This window comes from Planctomonas sp. JC2975, assembly GCF_012985205.1.
Taxonomy (GTDB): Bacteria; Actinomycetota; Actinomycetes; order Actinomycetales; family Microbacteriaceae; genus Humibacter.
The window spans coordinates 2,406,498-2,423,428 of record NZ_JABEKS010000001.1 but is presented as its reverse complement, the minus strand read 5'-3'; the positions used below and the strand labels follow the sequence as shown (position 1 = coordinate 2,423,428).

Here is a 16,931-nt window from a genome sequence, read left to right as displayed (position 1 = left end):
TCTGGAAGAGTGTCCGCGTGTTGTATCCCCCAGAACAGCGCGTCCTCGACGCCGCGATCCGTCAGGCCCAGGCTCTCGTAGGAGATCCGGATCACACCGTTGCCGCCGCCGCGATGGACACCGCCGGCGGCATCTACACCGCCTTCAACGATCATCACTTCACGGGCGGGCCGTGCGCCGAGCTGGTCGTCCTCGGCGTCGCCGCCGCAGCCGGCGCAGGGCCGCTGACCACCATGGTGGCGGTCGGTGACAAGGGCCGTGGGGTCGTCTCGCCGTGCGGACGTTGCTGGCAGGTGATGCTCGACCAGCAGCCGGGCTGCGCCGTGATCGTGCCGACGCCGGATGGCCCCGGCCTCGTGAACATCCGGCACCTCCTGCCGTATTCGTACGGCTGGCCGGAGGCGGCACCACAGCGCTTCATCCGGTTCAACCCGCGCTACTACGACGCCGTGCTCAGCGGTCGGAAGACGGCGACGACGCGATTCGACGATCCGTGCTTTCCTGGCCCCGCCTGGCTGGTGTTCGAGTTCGACGAAGGGTACAAGCGGTTGCGCGGAGTCGTGGAATCCGTGGAGACCAAGCGGTTCGACGAGATCACGGATGCGGATGCCCGGCTCGAGGGCGGTGCGATCGCCGAGGACCTGCGCACCGGTCTGCTGGGGCACTACCCGGGCATCCGCGACGAGGATTCCGTCGACGTCGTGCGCTTCAAGCTGGACCCGGTGCAGCCGTAGGAAAAGGCAGCCGAGCGTTCGCTCAGAGACGAACGCTCGTCATTGTCATTCGAACATTAACGATATATCGTTGACGTGTCTTAGATAGTCAACGATAGGAGTACGTCATGAGAGACGTCTACATTTCGGGCGACGAGCATCGTCGCCATCACGCACCCGGCGGCCACCCCGGCCGCGACAACGCGCAGTGGGGCTGCGGCCCTCGGCGCTTCCACCACGACGACGAGCACGGTGCGCAGCACCACGGCGCCGGTCGTGACGAGGGCCACGGCGAGGATCCGCGCGGCCAGCACGGGCACGGCCAGCACGAGCACGGCGAAGGCGGCCCCGGCTTCGAGGGTTACGGTCCTCGTGGCTTCGGCGGCTACGGTCGTCGCGGATTCGGACCGAGCTTCGATCCGCGCGCATTCGACCCGGCGGCACTGGCCGCCTTCGGGCCGCGCGGACGCAAGCGGGCATCGCGCGGCGACATCCGTGCCGCCATCCTCAGCCTGCTCGCCGACGGTCCGAAGAACGGCTATGCGCTGATCAAGGCCATCGCCGAGAAGACGGATGGACTGTGGAAGCCGAGCCCCGGCTCGGTGTACCCGACGCTTCAGCAGCTGGTCGACGAGGAACTCGTCGAGGCGACCGGAGACGGCCGCCGCACCGACTACGAGCTGACGGATGCCGGCAAGGCCTACATCGCGGAGCACCGGTCGGAGCTCGATGCGGCCTGGCAGGCCACTCCCGGCCGAAGCGCCCAGGATGCCGCCCTGCACGAATCCATCGGCAAGCTGATGGGCGTCGTGCACCAATTCCGTTTCGCGGCGACGGACGAGCAGCGCAAGCAGGCCGCCGACAAGATCGACGAGCTGCGCAAGGCGCTGTACCTGATCCTCGCGGAGTAGGTCCAAGGGGCGGCGCATACGCGCGCCGCCCCGCCGACCGTGCCCGTTCCCCCTCCCGAGGGTGCCCGTTCCTCCTCCCGACCGTGCCCGTTCTTCCTCCCGAGGGTGCCCGTTCCGCCTCCCGACCGTGCCCGTTCCTCTCCTCGAGGGTGCCCGTTTCTCTTCCCGAGGGTGCCGGTTTCTCTTCCCGAAAGTGCCCGTTTTTCCTCTCGGGGGTGCCGGTTTCTCTTCCCGAGGGCGCCCGCCCCTCCCGAGGGTGCGCGTTCCTCCTCCCGAGGGTGCCCGTTCCTCCTCCCGAAACTGCCTATCTCTGCTCTCGACCGGCCGACTGCGGGGCCTGGGCCTAATCGACGTGGTGGACCGTCAGGCGATGTCACCGTCGACGTAATACCAGCGGCCGCGTTCTCGGATGAAACGGCTGCGCTCGTGCAGCACGCCGCCGTCCCGCGCCCTGCCGGGTGCCGGCAGTGTGCGCCAGAATGCGCGGAACTCGACCTCACCCGAGTCATCGGCCTCGCCGCCCGCGGCCGTGTCGACGATCACCAGACGCCGCCACTCGACCTCCGGGTCCAGCTCGAGGTCGCGCGGCCGCGTCGACGGATGCCACGTCGCACGCAGATATGCAGCGTCACCCACCGCGAACGCCGAGTACCGCGATCGCATGAGCCGTTCGGCCGTGCCGGCCGTCGCGACACCGCGGTGCAGTGGCGCGCAGCATTGGGCGTAGGTCGATCCGCTTCCGCACGGGCACGGATCCGAGTCGTTCATGTTCCTACTGTGACATCGCGGCATCGGGGTGCCGAGTCGCGGAGTCATCCGTCCTCGCCAAGGTATGCACGTTCGTCGGGATGGACAGCGCGCTCGCGAGGAGCAGCGGGCACCTTAGGGAGGCGGAACGGGCACCTTCGGGGGAGGATCGCGCACCTTCGGGAGGAAGAACGCGCACCTTCGGGAGGAGGAAGGGGCACCCTCGGGAGGCGGAACGGGCACGCTCGGCGGGAGGAACGGGCACCCTCGGGCGGAGGAACGGGCACCCTCGAGGGAGGGAGGGAGGGAGGGAGGGAGGGAGCGGGACGCTCGGGGCGTCAGGACGTGAGCATCCGCTCGTTGAGGTCGTGCACCTGCTGCGTGAAGATCGTCGCTCCACCCTGTGCAGGGTGGCGTAACGCAGGCGCATCGACTCCGGCGCTCGCCATGGCGCCCTGAGCCTTGCGGCCGACGGCGGCGATGAGACCGATGCCGAACGCCTCCGCCAGGGCCAGCGCGACAGGGGCGCCGGCTCGCACCTCCGCGGGCCGCGGTGCCCGGTTCGTGAGGCGGTCGCCGGGCACGAACGGATGATTCGGGTAGACCCCCCAGAGCAGCGGCAGGGGTCCGCGCCACGACTGCAACGCCCGCCACACGATGCCGGAGGAGGACTCCCACGTTGCATCCGGATGCTCCGGTACCTCGAACCCGTCCCCCTCAGCCCGGCCGGTGATGAGTCCGGGACGAGTCGTCAGCTGGCGCACGCTGGTGAACGGCACGCCGCTGACCGTCATCCCGCGGTATCCGGGCGCCTCGGCGAGCAGCAGCACCTTCGGGCGGATCTCCGCCATCAGCGCGAGATAGTGCAGCAGATTGCCGCGGCGCAGTGCACCCCGCGGCGTCGAAGGGTCGTACAGGAACTCGGCGTCGTCCGGTACGTCGGCGGCCAGGGCGTCGAGCGCAGCGAGAAACGGCGTGAGCTCCGAGCGTCGGTGTTCGGCGGCCATATTCGCGGTCACCGCCCCGTCAGCGTGAGCCGTCGAGCGCTCGAGCCGCGGACACCCTGCTCACCGGTGCAGCAGTTCCTGCCAGTCCGCGGGAACGCGGCCCTCCGGACCGGGAGCGGGTTGCGATTCCGGCCGGTTCGACGGCGCCGCGAGCACCGGACCGGATGCCATCGACTCGGTCACGTAATCCCAATACCAGTCCTCGCCCGGCTCGAAGCTCTGCATGAAGCGGTGGCCCGTCTCGCGGAAGTGAGCTGTCGCGTGCTGCGCGGGCGAGGAGTCGCAGCATCCGATGTGACCGCACTCTGCGCAGCGCCGGAGGTGGAACCACCAGCCGCCTGCTGCGTCGCAGTCCACGCATCCTGTGCCGCTCGGCGGCACTGCCGGGTCGATGCCCGCATTCTCGGCCATGGGCTCAGTCCTTCTCGCGCAGCCAGTGCGACCGGCGGAACGTGCGACCCCACCACGCGGTGAGGCCCTCGCCTTCGTACTGCTCGGGATCGGCATCCAGTACGGCGTCTCCGTCTGGCGCGGGGAGCCCGGCCACCTCGGATTCGTCGATGGTCGTGTCGACGCCGTCGGTCGTGATCCCGGTCACCTGGCGCGCGTCGACGAACCGCAGCCCGTGGTGCGTGCGCACGGCGAGGCCGTCGAACAGGTCGAGCGACGGATCCTGCAGCACGTGCTCGACGGTCCCCAGGCGCTCGCCGCCGGAGGCCGTGACCACTGCGCCCTTCTGCAGCGCGGTGTAGGCGATGGGTTCGGACACGGTGCCTCCTCGATGACGACGGACGGATGCGGCAGGCGGCATCCGCGACCACACACTACGCCGAGACCCCGAGTCAGCGGGCTCTGGCGGGGTCGCCCAGCTTCGCGAGCGCCTCGCGGTTCGTGTCGTAGAACTTCTCGTCGTCGACGATGCCGATGTCGCGCATCCGTTTCACAAGCGGGAGCCGGGCGCGGCTGTATCCGAGCGTGACGTCGTGGTCCTTCAGCCACGTCTTCAGCGCCTCCATGGTCTCGGCCGCCGTGACGTCGATGTCGGTCACGGATTCCAGATCGATCACCACGTCGTGCACCGGCGGGTTGACGGACGCCTGTACGGCGCGCTTGACGGCATCCGCGAAGACCGTGCTGTTGGCGAAGAACAGCGGCGCGGCGAGCCGGATCACGATGACACCCGGCGCGGTCTCGTGCCCGCTCGGAGCGCTGTCGAGCAGTGAGTGGTCGGGGTTGTCATCCGCTTCGAGAACGTCGATCGCCGGTCGCGACGCCCTGCTCACCAGGTTGACGAGAGCCAGCACGAACGACACGGCGATGCCCGCGATCGCGCCGACGAAGAGGGTCACGAGAAAGCAGACGGCCCCGATGATGAACTCGAACCGGTCTTGCTTCCACATGGCGACGAAGTCGCGGATGCCGAGCAGCGGCAGCACAGCGACTCCCACGATGGCGCCGATCGCCGGGGACGGGATGTCCGCGAGCAGTGCCGTGCCGAAGATCACCAGGAGGAGCGTGCCAACGGCAGCGACGAGGCTGGGGAGCTGCGTGCGGGAGCCGGAGGAGTCCATGGCGGCGGTGCGCGAGGTGGACGATCCCACGGTGAACCCGCCCGTTGCGCCAGAGGCGATGTTCGCGAGTCCGAAGGCGAACAGATCCTGGTTCGGATTCGTGGCGTACCCGCGTCGTTCTCCGTAGCTGCGCGCCACGAGCAGGCCCTCGGCCATGGTCACGAACAGCAGAGCTATCGCCGACGGGAAGAGGTTGAGCCACTGAGTCCAGGTGAGGATCGGCCACGTGAAGTGCGGCGGTCCGGCGTCGACCTTGCCGAGCACCGAGACGCCCGCCGACTCCAGGCCCGTCGTCACGACCACGATGGTGGCCAGCACGAGCACGATCAGAGCCCACGGCACGACCTTCGCGATGCGCGCCCCGACCATCAGCACCACGATGGCGACCGCGGAGATGAGCACGGACCACCAGTTGAGCGATCCGATGCCCGCGAACAGGTCGCCGACCTTTTCGACGAATTCGCCCCCGGAGTTGATCTTGACGCCGAGCATCTTCGCGATCTGGCTGATCAGGATGTCCAGCGCAAGGCCTCCGACGAATCCGACGAGTATCGGTTTCGACAGGAAGTTGGCGAGGAATCCGAGGCGGAAGACGGCCGTGATGAGAAATAGTGCACCGCAGATGATCGCCTGGGCGAGGGCCATCGTGAGGTAGTTGTCGCTGCCGGCAGCCGCGAGCCCGCCGATCGACGATGCCACCAGGGCAGCGGCTGCGGCATCCGGCGACGCGACGAGCTGGCGCGACGAGACGGTCAGTGCATAGATGGCGGCGGGGACGATGAGCGCGTAGAGGCCGGCGGTGGCCGGAAGGCCGGCGATCTGGGCGTAGCCGATGTTGAGCGGCACGGCGATGGCGAGGAGGGTGACGCCGGCGAGGAGTTCCCGCACCACGTTGCGCCCGGCGAGTCCCATCAGCGGTCGCATGATCTTCACGAGGGCCTCCTAGGGTTCGGGGTGACGCGGCATGCGCCGGCGTAGACGGTTCGCGTGATCCAGTGCTCTCTGTCCGGGTGGATGGAAGGGCCATCGGCGTAGACCGGCCCCTCGACGACGCTAAGCCGCCGGATTCGCGCCGCTCGGCGTCGTGCGAGTACTTCGCCCGGAGTGGGCGACGCTCTCGACCGGCAGAAGGGCACGTTGCGGTGACCGCGGCAGGAGTGGCGCTACGGCGTGCCGCCGAAGCGGGCGCCGAGCTCGCGGATGCGTTGGGCACGGTGCTCTGGCCGCATCCGGCCGGCGAGCTCCAGCTGTCCCATTCCGTGCAGGGCGCCCCAGAACACCTCGGTCTGCGCGCCGCCGGTATCGCCGAGCGTCTGCGCGAGCACATCGAACGCGTCGCGCAGCTCGGAGACCGTGTCGTCGCTGGCGAATCTGGTGTCGATCGGCAGCTGGAACATTGCCTCGTACACCGCAGGATGCGCCGTCGCGAACTCCAGATAGGCGGTGGCGATGGCCTCGACGGCACGGCGTCCGGTTTTGCGTCCAACAGCGGAGCGGCAGTGATCGGTGAACTCGACGAATCCCTCGAGTGCGACGGTCAGCATGATCTCGTTCTTGCCGCCGGGGAAGTGCCCGTACAGCACCGGCTGCGTGTAGCCGATGGCATCGGCGAGATGCCGGGTGGTGACAGCGGACCAGCCGTCGGCATCCGCTCGCTCTCGCGCTGCATCCAGAATGCTCCGCCGCCGTTCGTCGCTGCGCTGCTGACGAGCCGTGGTGTCGGCCATTGCACTCCCTCACTCATCCTTCGGTCACCGATCGCCCATTCGCAGGCGGGGTGCGGATCTTGCGCTGATCCGCGACCGCGGATCTCCGCCCGGATCCGTGCCACCGTTTCGTGGTTCCGCGATCTGTGCTCACGCCTCGGCCGCAACCGGCTCTTGCGGATCCGAGGGCCCGAGGTCTACATTAGCACCGCTAGGAAATATAGCGTCGCTAGATTCGAGAGGAACACTCCATGATTCCCGCCCTCGCCGTCATCACCGGAACCGTCGTCGGCCTCATGGCCGGCGTGGAGTTCGCCGTGGCCTTCGTCTTCAACCCGATCATGACCGCGTTGCCCATCGGACCGTCGATCGACGCCCGTGCGCACGGCGGCAGGATGCTTGGCCGGGCGATGCCGTTCTGGTACTTCGGATCGCTCATCTTCGCGGTCCTCCTCGCCGTCTTCACGTGGGGCACGGCGGCTGCTGCTTCGGCGCTGGTCGGCGCTGCGCTGCTCGCCGTGAGCGTCATCATGTCCATCACGTTGCTGGTGCCGATCAACAACCGCAGCAAGACCTGGACCGCGCAGGAGCACCCGGCCGACTGGCGCGAGCAGTTCCGTCGCTGGGATGGCCTCCATTACGCACGCGTCGCTGTCGTCGTCGCCGGGTTCGTGCTGGTGCTGGTCGCCGGTGTCGTGCTGTGAGCGTCTGCATCTCCGCAGCCGGAGGCGTGCGCTTTCGCGACCGGAGGCGTGCCCTCGCGACCGGAAACGTGCACTTTCGATGGGGTGCGGGTCGTCAGCCGGCACGCGGTAGCGTGCTGCTGTGCCCGTTCCGCCCTCGTCCCACTCGTCGTCAGATGACGATGCGGCCGACGCCCGCGCCGAGTCCGGCTCCGATGCCGAGTCCCGTTCGGGCGCGGCACCCGCATCCGCATCCGATTCCATCGTGCTGCGGCCGCTCCCGGTGACGCGGCGCGGCTACCTCGTTGGCGGGCTGTTCGTCGCCGTCATCGGAGTGTTCCTCGTCGTGGTCGGATTCGTCCTCGGATTCTCGTCGGGCACGGTCTGGCTTCTGGCGGTCCTCGGCGTGCTGCTGGTGGCCTACGGCGTGGTGGTTGCGGTGCGCGGTCAGACGGTCTCCGTCACTCTCGCCCCCGATGCCGCCACCGTGCGCGGGCTTCTGGTGACGACGACGGTGCCGAGGGCGGGCATCCGGAGGGCGACGAACAAGCCGTCGCTGGAATGGACGGATGCCGCCGGCCGCGAGCACAGCACCCGCCTCATCGCCCTCAACCTGGGCAACCGGGCCGGCACGGCGCCCGCCGTCGTGGAGCACGTTGACGCCGAGTACGAACGTCTCAAGGCCTGGGTCCGGGCGTCGAAGCGGTGACTGGAACCGCCTAGCGCTGCAGCGGATCCTCGCCGAGCGAGCTCAGCCCATTTCGTCAGGCGCCTCCGGCGCCGGCTCATGGGCGCGTGCCGACCAGACCGCACCGATGCTCGCGGAGACCACGAGCACGACAGCGATCACACCCACCCAGGTGAACGTCTGGTGCAGCAGTGCGAGGCCCGCCAGTGCCGCGATGGCAGGAGCGAGGCTGAGCAGAATGGCGAACGCCGAGGGATGCAGCCTCCGCAGCGCCAGCAGCTCCAGCCCGTACGGGATGGTCGACGACAGCAGCGCGACAGCGGCACCGAGCAGCAGTACCTCGGGGCGCAGCAGCGCGGATCCGGCCGACACGATCCCGAAAGGAGCGGCCGCGATGGCACCGATGAGCATCGCCAGGGCCAGGCCGTCGAGCTTCGCGAACCGGCGACCCGTCTGCCGCGACAGCAGGATGTATCCCGCCCAGGCCGCGCCGGCGCCCGCCGCGAGCAGAACGCCGATGGGGTCGAGGTCGCCGAAGCTGCCCTCGCCGAGCAGCGCGACTCCTACCGCCGCGAGGCCGGCCCAGAGCCAGGCGATCGCCCGGCGCGCGGCCACGACGGACAGCACGAGGGGTCCTAGCACCTCGATCGTCACGGCCGCGCCGAGCGGGATCCGGTCAAGCGATAGATAGAACAGTCCGTTCATCAGCGCCAGCACGAGACCGAATCCGATGACCGTCAGCCACGACGTGCCGCGGACGCCTCGCAGCGACGGCCGCGCGATCGGCAGCAGGATCACCGCCGAGAACAGCACGCGCAGGAACACCATGCCGAGCGCGCCCACCTGCGGGAAGAGCAGCACGGCGACGGACGCCCCGACCTCCTGGAACACGAGCCCCGCGACGACGAGCGCCGCGTAGCGTGAGTGGGTGGTGGTGCTGCCCGCCCCGGTCGCTGCGCCATCCGTCACCACTCGACGTTACAGCCCTCAGGGCGTGGGATCCGCGCCGGCGTCCGTTCGCCAGACGTGGGTGCTGGCGGGCGGGTCGGCGCGCAACCGCCGCAGCGCGTCGACGAGCGGCGCGACCTCTGCGGCATCCGCGCGGTACCGGTGCGCCGTTGTCGACACCGTGATCGTGACGATGGCGGTACCCGCACCCTCGCTGACGTCTGCGTCCACATCGCCGTCGAGCAGCACGAAGTCCGGCGCGTCGTGCGGATCCCCCGACGCGAACACCAGCCACTCCTCGGTCAACCCGAGCTCGCCGTCGACCCAGCGTCCGTCACGCAGCGCGGATGCCACCACCGCGTTCGTCACCAGGTACTGGTTGCGTGGCAGCAACTGCTCGACGTGCACGCGTCGCACCGGTTCGCTCACTGCGCCTCACGCTCCATCTCGCTCATTCCCGGTCTGCTCATTCCGGGTCCGCTCATTCGATGTCCGCCCAGCCGGTCGGCAGCGGCTCTGCGCTCCACCTCGCATCCGGAAGCCACGCCGACCAGTCGGCGTCGAAGGGCCAGCCGCCGCGTGCTGCGACCTCGGTCATCTCCTCCGCGGAGCGCCGCGCCAGCTCCGCCTGCTCGGCGGAGATCGTACCGGCGGCGACGCACCACTCGAGTTCGTCGGCATCCTTCACCGTCACGTCGTGCTCCGGTCCGGTGACGATGAGGTCGAGCACCCAGTCGTCGGTGTCGAAGCCGAGCCGGGTGCGGCGCCAAGGACGCTCGAAGTTGACGTAGAAGTGAGTCGACCAGACGCCGTCGGCATCCACCCAGCGCCAGACCGACCAGGGCTCCGACGGCCGATGCAGGTAGACCACACCATCGCCGCGCCACTCCCGCTCGGAGTGAGAGCCGTCCCATCCGCCGCGCACCATGTTGCGTCCGCGCGGGCCGCCGCGCTCGCCGCTCCGCTCCATGTGCAGAGTCTTCGGCGGCTGGTACAGAACGACCAGGTCGCCATCGGCGATGACGCGCGCCGTGTGCGCGTAGCCGACGTGGGGTTCGTGGTGGCCGGGATCTGCATCCTTCACATTGCGCAGCACGACGACGTCTCCGCGCGCCCAAGTCCGCCCAGGGGTCGCTGTTCCGTCGGACGCCTCGTGCTCCCGTCCTGTCATGCGCGCCAGCCTAGGGCGTGTCAGCCGCCCAGGCCGCCGCCAAGCCTTGACCCGGTGTTCGAGCTTTTGTAGTGTTCTGCAACAAATAGCGGAGAGGAGTGCGAGTGCCCGAGGTCGAGTGGTCTCCCGACTTCGTGCCCGGAGACCGAACCGTACGGCGACGGCGCTCCCTCACGGGAGGGTTCGCGAGCCCGGTCTGGCTGTGCGACCTCGACGACGGTCAGCAGGTCGTCGTCAAGGCGTCATCGCGCGACAGTGCCGAGCTGTTCGCCGCGGAAGCCGAGGGCCTGGAGGTGCTCGCCGAACTCGGCGGTCTCAGGACACCGCGGGTGATCGCGGTCGGTCCGCGATCGATCGTGCTTGAGGCGCTCGATCTGGAGCTGCCGCAGACTGACGAATTCTGGCGCAGCGCGGGCCACCACGCCGCCCGCATGCACAGCTCCACGTCGCACGACCTCTTCGGATGGGAGCGCGATGGCTGGCTCGGCCTCCTCCCGCAGCGCAACCCGTGGACCTCGGACGGGCATCGCTTCTTCGCCGAGAATCGCGTACTGCGCTATCTCGGCGAACCGCGGGTCGAAGCCGCACTCGACGCTGCCGACCGCAGCGGCATCGAGCGGATGTGCGCGCGACTTCCCGAGTTGGTCCCCGACACGGGCGCCTGCCTCACCCATGGGGACATGTGGCGCAACAACGTGATCGCCGACAGCACGGGACAACCGGCGTTCCTCGATCCCGCCGTGAGCTACACGTGGGCCGAGATCGACGTCGCGCACATGCTCTGCTCAGGGGGCGTTCCCGAGTGCTTCTTCGACGCGTACGCCGAGGTGCGCCCGCTGCACGGCGACTGGCGTGAGCATGCACGCATCCTGAACCTCCGACAGCTGCTCGCGATGCTGGCCTCCGGCATCCCGATCCCGAGCATCGTCCCTACGATCTGCGAGCTCATCCGGGTGTACGCATGAGGCGGGCGCCTGGCGGAGCGTGCCGTCGCCACCGAGTGGCCCGCTGACGCGCTAGCTCACGGATGATTCGAGGTCCCGCCACATGATGAGCAGATCGACGCGACCGTGCTCAGGATGCTCGAAGGCGCCAGGGGCGGAGCCGATGATGCGGAAGCCCTCTGAGGTGTAGAGCCGGATCGCCGAGACGTTCGTCCGCACGACGGCGTTGAACTGGATGCCGGCGAAGCCCCGCTCCTCGGCCCAGTGGATCATGTCCCGCACGAGTGCGCGGCCGGCTCCTCGACCGCGCGACGCCGTTGCCACCATGAACGAACCGGATGCGACGTGGGATCCCTGGTTCCGACGGTTCGCGTACATGTTCGCGGTGCCCACGACGACGTCGTCCGCCACCGCCACCACGACGCGCCCCGGCGCCCTGGTCATCCAGTCGGAACGTGCGCTGTGCTCCTCGGGCGCGGCATCCATCGCGAACGTCCCCTGGGCGGCAGCGACCTCCCGGATGATCCGCCAAATGGCGGGCCAGTCGTCCTGCTGCGCATCCCGAATGCTCACTGCCGAATCCACCCGACCGATTCTGCTCCCACCGTGCGTGCGGCCTCCGGAACACGGCCAGTTCCGTGACGGATGGCCGCGAAACTCTCCTTTGGACAAGAAGTGCGGGAACGGCGGACGACGACTCGACGCAGTCTTGTTGTGTGATCGTGACCGCCATCGATGATGTGCGTCGTTAGCCTGCGATTATGCGGCGCGGGCCATGGTTGACAGTGGTGTGCGTTCTGGCCGTTGTCGTTGCCGGCGGTCTGATCACTAACGCGTCTATCGCATCTCGGGCGGCTCCGGTTCCCTCGACCTGTCCCGGTGAGCCGCCGGAGGCGCCCGGCTACTCAGGGCTTCCGGAGTCACAGCTGAGGTTGGTTCCGTTCAGCCCAGTGCACGCCTTGTTGTGCCGGTACAACGGGATGAACGGTTCCGCTGAGTCCCCGGCCGGGCGTCTCTCCGGTACCGCGAGGCTGGCCGGGGCCAAGGCAGCGCGGCTGGCGGCAGACACGAATGCGGCAGCACAACTGCCGAACCTCGGCGTCGTCAATTGCCCGATGGATGACGCCTCGCACCTGGACGTTTACTACTGGGACTCCACTCAGCACATCCGCGTGCGCTACTGGACGAGCGGATGCGAAACAGCCAGCAACGGCGGCCTGGTCCGTCCCTCCATCGCCCGAAGCAATCTCGTCCCCGAACTGGAACAACTCATCCCGGGCCACGAACCAGGAACGATCAGCGGATCGATCCTGCAATTCGGCGGACCCGTCGCCGCGGATGGAACACAGCCGACGCCACGACCTGCCGTGGGCATCGTCGCCATCTACCGACGCAGTGATGGCGAACAGGCCGTATCGGGAACACCTGTCCGCGAGGTCCGAACCGCAGCCGACGGAACCTTCTCGTGCACCGTCGACGCGGGTAAGTACTTCGTTGTGGCCGAATCCCTCGACGGCACACCGATCGTGCGACCCCAGCCGATCACACTCGAAGCAGGTGGGTCTCCCGACATCATCCTGGGCGTGGACGTCCCGTAACGTCGAATGCCCGACATGCTGGCAGAGCGATCTCCGCGTTCAACACGAGTCAGTCACGGCCGCGCGATCTCGGCTCGCAACGTACCGACAGGCGCATCGACCGATCACGGGTCGCATGTCGAAACCCGCGCTCCGGGCACGACGACATACTGAGCGCAACGAGGAGAGCGATATGGAGATCGGTCAGATTCTGCTGCACGTCGACGACCTCGCCAGAGCGACGGCGTTCTACGAATCGTTCACCGGCACAGCGCCGGTGTACCGGGTCGCGGCGGAAGGGCCCGTCTACTTCCAGCTCGAGGGGGTGCGCCTCGTGCTCGACCGGAACGCCCCTTCCACATCGCTGTTCTACGTGAAGGCGCGCGACATCCATGCCACGACCGAGCGGCTACGGGCGCAGGGAGCGGTGATCGTCAGAGAGCCGCACGTGTTCTTCGCGAGAGTGGATGCCGCGGCCGGTCCACCGGGCACCGTCGAGTGGCACGCGCTCCTCCGCGACTCCGAGGGCAATCTCGTCGGTCTCATCGAGCATCAGCCGCCGGCGGAAACCGGGGTCGGCGCATCCGATTCGTCTCGTTGAGCCCCGCTATCGAAGAGTCGCAGCTACTCGCTCTCGTCGGCATGTCCGTGCGTCTGCTTCGTGAGGAGCATGCGCCGCTCGCCCACCCAGTCCATGACTGCGAAGAGCAGGCCGGAGACGACGAACGTCAGGTGCAGCACCACGCGCCACATCAACTCATTCGTGTCGATGTGATCCTTCTTGGTGAGGCCCGTGAAGTCGGCCAGCAGTCCGATCGCGGAGATCGCCACGATCGATCCGATGAGTTTCATCTTCAGGCCGGAGAAATCCACGTGGCCCATCCAGTGCGGCCGGTCCTCCGACTTGCGGGCTGCGGCGATCTTGGACACGAAGTTCTCGTATCCGGCGAAGATCACGATGAGCACCAGGTTGGCGAGAAGGCCGAGATCGAGGAGCGCGAGCACGCTCAGCACGATGTCGTCTCCCGTCGAATCGATGATGTGGGTCGTGAGATGCCACAGCTCCTGGAAGAACTTGATGGCGATCGCGACCAGCGCGACGACGAGTCCCACATAGAGCGGAGCCAGCAGCCAACGGCTCGCGAAAAGGAAACGCTCCCCCGCATGCTCGACCATTTCGTACCAGGGTGCTCGGGCGGGAGGGGGTTCGAGACTCATCGATGCTCCGTGGTCGGGTGCGGCCGTGGAGTCGAGAGCTTATGAGAGCCAACCTGAGAGATCGCTCAGGTTGGAGGCGAGGACCGGTCTCAGCTGTGCTGTGCGCGTACGACGGCAACGCCGAGCGGTGCGAGCGTGAGCGCGTCCTCCACGTCCGTGCCGGCCAGCAGGTCGCGCCCGGCGAAGGGCAGGGCGACGGTCGCGGCATCCGTCTCCGAATGATTCACAAGGAAGAGGAACCGCGCGCCGGCCGACTCGCGAAGTGTCGCCTCGACGTGAGCCGGGGCATCTGGAACCAGCGAGCGGATGCCCGCCCTCTCCGCTTCGCCCGTCAGCACGCGTGCCAGTGCTGCGGGCTCGAGCCGAGTCCCGAGGTACACCACGTGCCCGTCGCCGACGGCGTTCTCGAGCACGGCCGCACGTCCGTCCAGCAGACCGGACGTGTACACCGCACGCACGCTCGCCGATTCGGCGTGCAGACTGTCCTGCCACCAGTCGGCGGTGGATTCCGACCCACCGTCGTCGTCGAAGCGCACCCCGAACGTCTCGGCATCGCGAGCGGGCCAGTACTCGTCGACGTAGCCGCCGATCAGGCCGCGCAGACCGCCGGGATACGCTGGCTGACGCACCTGGTTGACCTCATCGACGACACCGGAGAAGAACGAGCACACGACGACGCCACCGCCCTCGACGAAGCGGGTGAGCTCCGCGATGAAGCGGTCCGTGATGAGGTAGGCGTTCGGGATGACGAGCATGCGGTAGCCGGAGAGATCCGAGTCGAACGACACGAGGTCGACGCCGTGGTGCGCCTCGAGCAGTGGTCGGTAATGATCCGTGACGAGCTGCGGATAGTCGAACTCGTTGCGCGGCAGCCCGTGCGTCTCCGTGAGCGCCCACCAGGCATCCCAGTCGAACAGCACGGCGATGTCGGAGCGGGATGTCGCCCCCAGCGCATCCTTGATCAGCGGCAGCTCGTTGCCGAACGCCTCCACCTCGACCCAGGTGCGGGACGCCGTGCCGGAGTGCGGAAGCATCGCCGAGTGGAAGCGCTCGTGCCCGCCGCGACTGGCGCGCCATTGGAAGTACAGAACGGTGTCGGATCCGTGCGCGATGGCCTGGTACGAGCCGGCGCGCATCATCCCCGGTCGCTTGACGTTGTTCACCTTCCACTGCGACACCGCGCTCGCCGCCTGCTCCATGAGCACCCACGGCGCGCCCTTGAGTGAGCGCATCAGATCGAAGTTGAGCGCGGCGGAGACCCAGGAATCCTCCTCGCCGGGGTTCGGGTAGATGTCGAGCGCGACGGCGTCTTCCTCGCGCGCCCACTTCCAGTAGTCGGCGTTGCGGTAGAACCGCATGAAGTTCGTGACCACAGGGAGGTCGTCGCGGTATTCGCGCACGATGTCGCGTTCGGCGACGAAGCACTCCAGGAGCGCGTCGGAGACGAAGCGCTTGAAGTCGAGCTGCCTGGCCGGATTCATCCACGACCGGGGAACAGCCGGCACGTCCACTTGTGCCCAGTCCGTGTACGTCTGGCTCCAGAATCGCGTGTACCAGGCGTCGTTGAGCGCGCCGAGCGAGCCGTACTCGCGCTGCAGCCAGGCGCGGAACGAGACAGAGCTCTCCGCGTTGTAGGCGGTCGGACCGTACTCGTTGCTGATGTGCCACATCGCCAGTGCCGGATGCCGCGAGTAGCGTTCCGCGAGCGCGCGCGTGATGATCGCCGCGCGCTCCCGGTACACCGGCGACGACGGATCGTAGTGGAGCCGGTTGCCGAACCCGAAGGTCTCGCCGTCCGCCATCACGGGCAGAGTCTCCGGCCATTTCTGGGACAGCCACGCCGGCGGAGCCATGGTCGGCGTCGCGAGGTCGACGGCGATGCCGGCGGAGTGGAGCAGGTCCATGACCTCATCCATCCACTCGAACGTGAACACGCCCGGTTCCGGCTCGAGTGATGCCCACGCGAAGACGCCGAGCGTCACGATGTTCACGCCGGCTCGGCGCATGAGTTCGACATCCTCGCGCCAGACGGCGCGGTCCCATTGCTCGGGGTTGTAGTCGCCTCCGAACGCGAACCCGCCGAGTCGGGTGCGTAGCGCCTCCATGCGCTCCGCGCTCGATGCCAGTGGAATGCCGGCGGGACGGGGGTTGTCGGGGCGGGGCATGTACGTGTCCTGTCTTTCCGTTGGTTCGGGCGAGCGGGTTTCCGGGTCGAGCTCGCTGCCCACACGGCCGGTTGAGCCTCGGGCTTCCGGCTCCTGGTTCTGGCCGGTCGTGTAGCGGCGTGACGGCCGTTGGTGCTGGGGAGCGGAACCAGGTGACGACCCTGGTTCGGCGAGTTCAATCAGCGGCGGGGGTTCGACCGGTGCTCTCCTCGACCACCGCTTCGGTGGTGAACCGCGAGTCGACCAGCGCGAACAGTCCGCGTGCGCCGATCACCGCGAAAAGGGCGAAGACTCCCGAGAGGAGCCCCAGCACGAACTCGGAGGCGAAGTAGATGACGGCCGCGGCGACCACGAGCAGTGCGGCGTTGGTGAGCGTGCTGCGTACGGCGGCGAAGAGCAGATAGAGGCCGAGTCGCAGCACGTCGCGGAGGCGGAAAGCGTAGCGGCTGATGATCAGGAGCACGGCGCTGATCCAGAGCAGGGAGACGGCGGCGATGACGCCGACGATCCAGCGCAGCGCGAGCGGAGTCGCGGTGGACGTGATGTCCGAGGCCGCGACGACGAGCAGAATCCAGTACGGCGTCCAGACGGCGAGCGCCTGGCGCCAGCCAAGGCGATAGCCCCGCCAGTACGACGCCATCGGTCCGCGTTCGCGGTCCGTGCTGACGATCCGTGCCGCGTACAGCAAGGCGGTCCACGCCGGACCGATCAGGATGCCCGCCACGGCGATGGCGACCGGGCTCGGAACGAGCACGGTCACCACCGCGAACGGGAAACAGGCGACGAGGAAGCACACGGTCGGACCGAGCACGCCGTAGATTCCGGCGGACGCCCGGTACAGCGGACCGTTAGTGATCTCCCTCGTCGCCTGTTTCGCCATGG

The 16,931-nt window shown here is 68.2% G+C and carries 20 protein-coding genes; 7 read left to right on the top strand and 13 right to left on the bottom strand.

From position 1 onward, the window contains the following. Positions 1-17 precede the first annotated feature (17 nt). Positions 18-734, top strand: a complete 717-nt coding sequence (locus HII28_RS10995; protein ID WP_170025433.1) for an ASCH domain-containing protein — start codon at positions 18-20, stop codon at positions 732-734. Positions 735-841: 107 nt separating this feature from the next. Next, complete coding sequence (locus HII28_RS10990; protein WP_170025432.1) at positions 842-1,624, top strand: PadR family transcriptional regulator; 783 nt, start codon at positions 842-844, stop codon at positions 1,622-1,624. A 363-nt stretch (positions 1,625-1,987) separates the two neighbouring features. On the opposite strand, the gene HII28_RS10985 is transcribed toward HII28_RS10990, so the two are convergent. From HII28_RS10985 to HII28_RS10960, 6 genes are all read right to left on the bottom strand, one after another. Beyond that, on the bottom strand, positions 1,988-2,392 hold the full coding sequence (locus tag HII28_RS10985; protein WP_170025431.1) for a YchJ family protein: 405 nt from the start codon (positions 2,390-2,392) through the stop codon (positions 1,988-1,990). Between the two features lie 317 nt (positions 2,393-2,709). Then, positions 2,710-3,390: a uracil-DNA glycosylase gene (locus tag HII28_RS10980; RefSeq protein ID WP_346769270.1), complete on the bottom strand. Its 681-nt coding sequence runs from the start codon at positions 3,388-3,390 to the stop codon at positions 2,710-2,712. Positions 3,391-3,438: 48 nt separating this feature from the next. Beyond that, positions 3,439-3,789 (bottom strand): UBP-type zinc finger domain-containing protein, encoded by a 351-nt coding sequence (locus HII28_RS10975; protein WP_170025430.1) that lies wholly within the window; start codon positions 3,787-3,789, stop codon positions 3,439-3,441. 4 nt (positions 3,790-3,793) lie between these two features. Next, on the bottom strand, positions 3,794-4,147 hold the full coding sequence (locus HII28_RS10970; RefSeq protein WP_170025429.1) for a hypothetical protein: 354 nt from the start codon (positions 4,145-4,147) through the stop codon (positions 3,794-3,796). Between the two features lie 73 nt (positions 4,148-4,220). After that, on the bottom strand, positions 4,221-5,873 hold the full coding sequence (locus HII28_RS10965) for a SulP family inorganic anion transporter (RefSeq protein WP_205864888.1): 1,653 nt from the start codon (positions 5,871-5,873) through the stop codon (positions 4,221-4,223). A 239-nt stretch (positions 5,874-6,112) separates the two neighbouring features. Further along, a complete protein-coding gene (locus tag HII28_RS10960) occupies positions 6,113-6,676 on the bottom strand; it encodes a TetR/AcrR family transcriptional regulator (protein WP_170025428.1) in 564 nt (187 codons plus the stop codon). 230 nt (positions 6,677-6,906) lie between these two features. Between HII28_RS10960 and HII28_RS10955 the strand changes: the two genes are divergently transcribed. Both HII28_RS10955 and HII28_RS10950 read left to right on the top strand, forming a co-directional pair. After that, positions 6,907-7,359, top strand: coding sequence for a DUF1772 domain-containing protein (locus HII28_RS10955; RefSeq protein WP_170025427.1), 453 nt, complete (start codon positions 6,907-6,909; stop codon positions 7,357-7,359). Between the two features lie 121 nt (positions 7,360-7,480). Next, complete coding sequence (locus HII28_RS10950; protein WP_170025426.1) at positions 7,481-8,047, top strand: hypothetical protein; 567 nt, start codon at positions 7,481-7,483, stop codon at positions 8,045-8,047. A gap of 42 nt (positions 8,048-8,089) precedes the next feature. Here the strand turns inward: HII28_RS10950 and HII28_RS10945 are convergent, their stop codons facing one another. From HII28_RS10945 to HII28_RS10935, 3 genes are read right to left on the bottom strand one after another with little or no spacing between them, the layout of a single operon-like run. After that, positions 8,090-8,995 carry an EamA family transporter gene (locus HII28_RS10945; protein WP_346769269.1) on the bottom strand — a complete coding sequence of 302 codons (906 nt, stop codon included), beginning with the start codon at positions 8,993-8,995 and terminating at the stop codon, positions 8,090-8,092. A gap of 18 nt (positions 8,996-9,013) precedes the next feature. Next, positions 9,014-9,403, bottom strand: a complete 390-nt coding sequence (locus HII28_RS10940; RefSeq protein ID WP_170025425.1) for a hypothetical protein — start codon at positions 9,401-9,403, stop codon at positions 9,014-9,016. A 52-nt stretch (positions 9,404-9,455) separates the two neighbouring features. Further along, positions 9,456-10,145: a DUF402 domain-containing protein gene (locus HII28_RS10935; protein WP_170025424.1), complete on the bottom strand. Its 690-nt coding sequence runs from the start codon at positions 10,143-10,145 to the stop codon at positions 9,456-9,458. 104 nt (positions 10,146-10,249) lie between these two features. On the opposite strand from HII28_RS10935, the gene HII28_RS10930 reads away from it, so the two are divergent. Then, positions 10,250-11,110, top strand: coding sequence for a fructosamine kinase family protein (locus HII28_RS10930; RefSeq protein ID WP_170025423.1), 861 nt, complete (start codon positions 10,250-10,252; stop codon positions 11,108-11,110). A gap of 51 nt (positions 11,111-11,161) precedes the next feature. Here HII28_RS10930 and HII28_RS10925 read toward each other — a convergent pair whose 3' ends face one another. Continuing rightward, on the bottom strand, positions 11,162-11,674 hold the full coding sequence (locus tag HII28_RS10925; protein ID WP_170025422.1) for a GNAT family N-acetyltransferase: 513 nt from the start codon (positions 11,672-11,674) through the stop codon (positions 11,162-11,164). 395 nt (positions 11,675-12,069) lie between these two features. Here HII28_RS10925 and HII28_RS10920 point away from each other — a divergent pair, with 395 nt between their 5' ends. Continuing rightward, a complete protein-coding gene (locus tag HII28_RS10920) occupies positions 12,070-12,687 on the top strand; it encodes a hypothetical protein (protein WP_170025421.1) in 618 nt (205 codons plus the stop codon). A 172-nt stretch (positions 12,688-12,859) separates the two neighbouring features. Next, positions 12,860-13,267, top strand: a complete 408-nt coding sequence (locus HII28_RS10915) for a VOC family protein (RefSeq protein ID WP_170025420.1) — start codon at positions 12,860-12,862, stop codon at positions 13,265-13,267. 23 nt (positions 13,268-13,290) lie between these two features. Here HII28_RS10915 and HII28_RS10910 read toward each other — a convergent pair whose 3' ends face one another. From HII28_RS10910 to HII28_RS10900, 3 genes are all read right to left on the bottom strand, one after another. Next, positions 13,291-13,884 carry a TIGR00645 family protein gene (locus HII28_RS10910; protein ID WP_205864626.1) on the bottom strand — a complete coding sequence of 198 codons (594 nt, stop codon included), beginning with the start codon at positions 13,882-13,884 and terminating at the stop codon, positions 13,291-13,293. 89 nt (positions 13,885-13,973) lie between these two features. Further along, positions 13,974-16,049 (bottom strand): beta-galactosidase, encoded by a 2,076-nt coding sequence (locus HII28_RS10905; protein ID WP_205864625.1) that lies wholly within the window; start codon positions 16,047-16,049, stop codon positions 13,974-13,976. A 175-nt stretch (positions 16,050-16,224) separates the two neighbouring features. Continuing rightward, positions 16,225-16,929: a DUF624 domain-containing protein gene (locus tag HII28_RS10900; RefSeq protein ID WP_170025419.1), complete on the bottom strand. Its 705-nt coding sequence runs from the start codon at positions 16,927-16,929 to the stop codon at positions 16,225-16,227. Positions 16,930-16,931 lie beyond the last annotated feature (2 nt).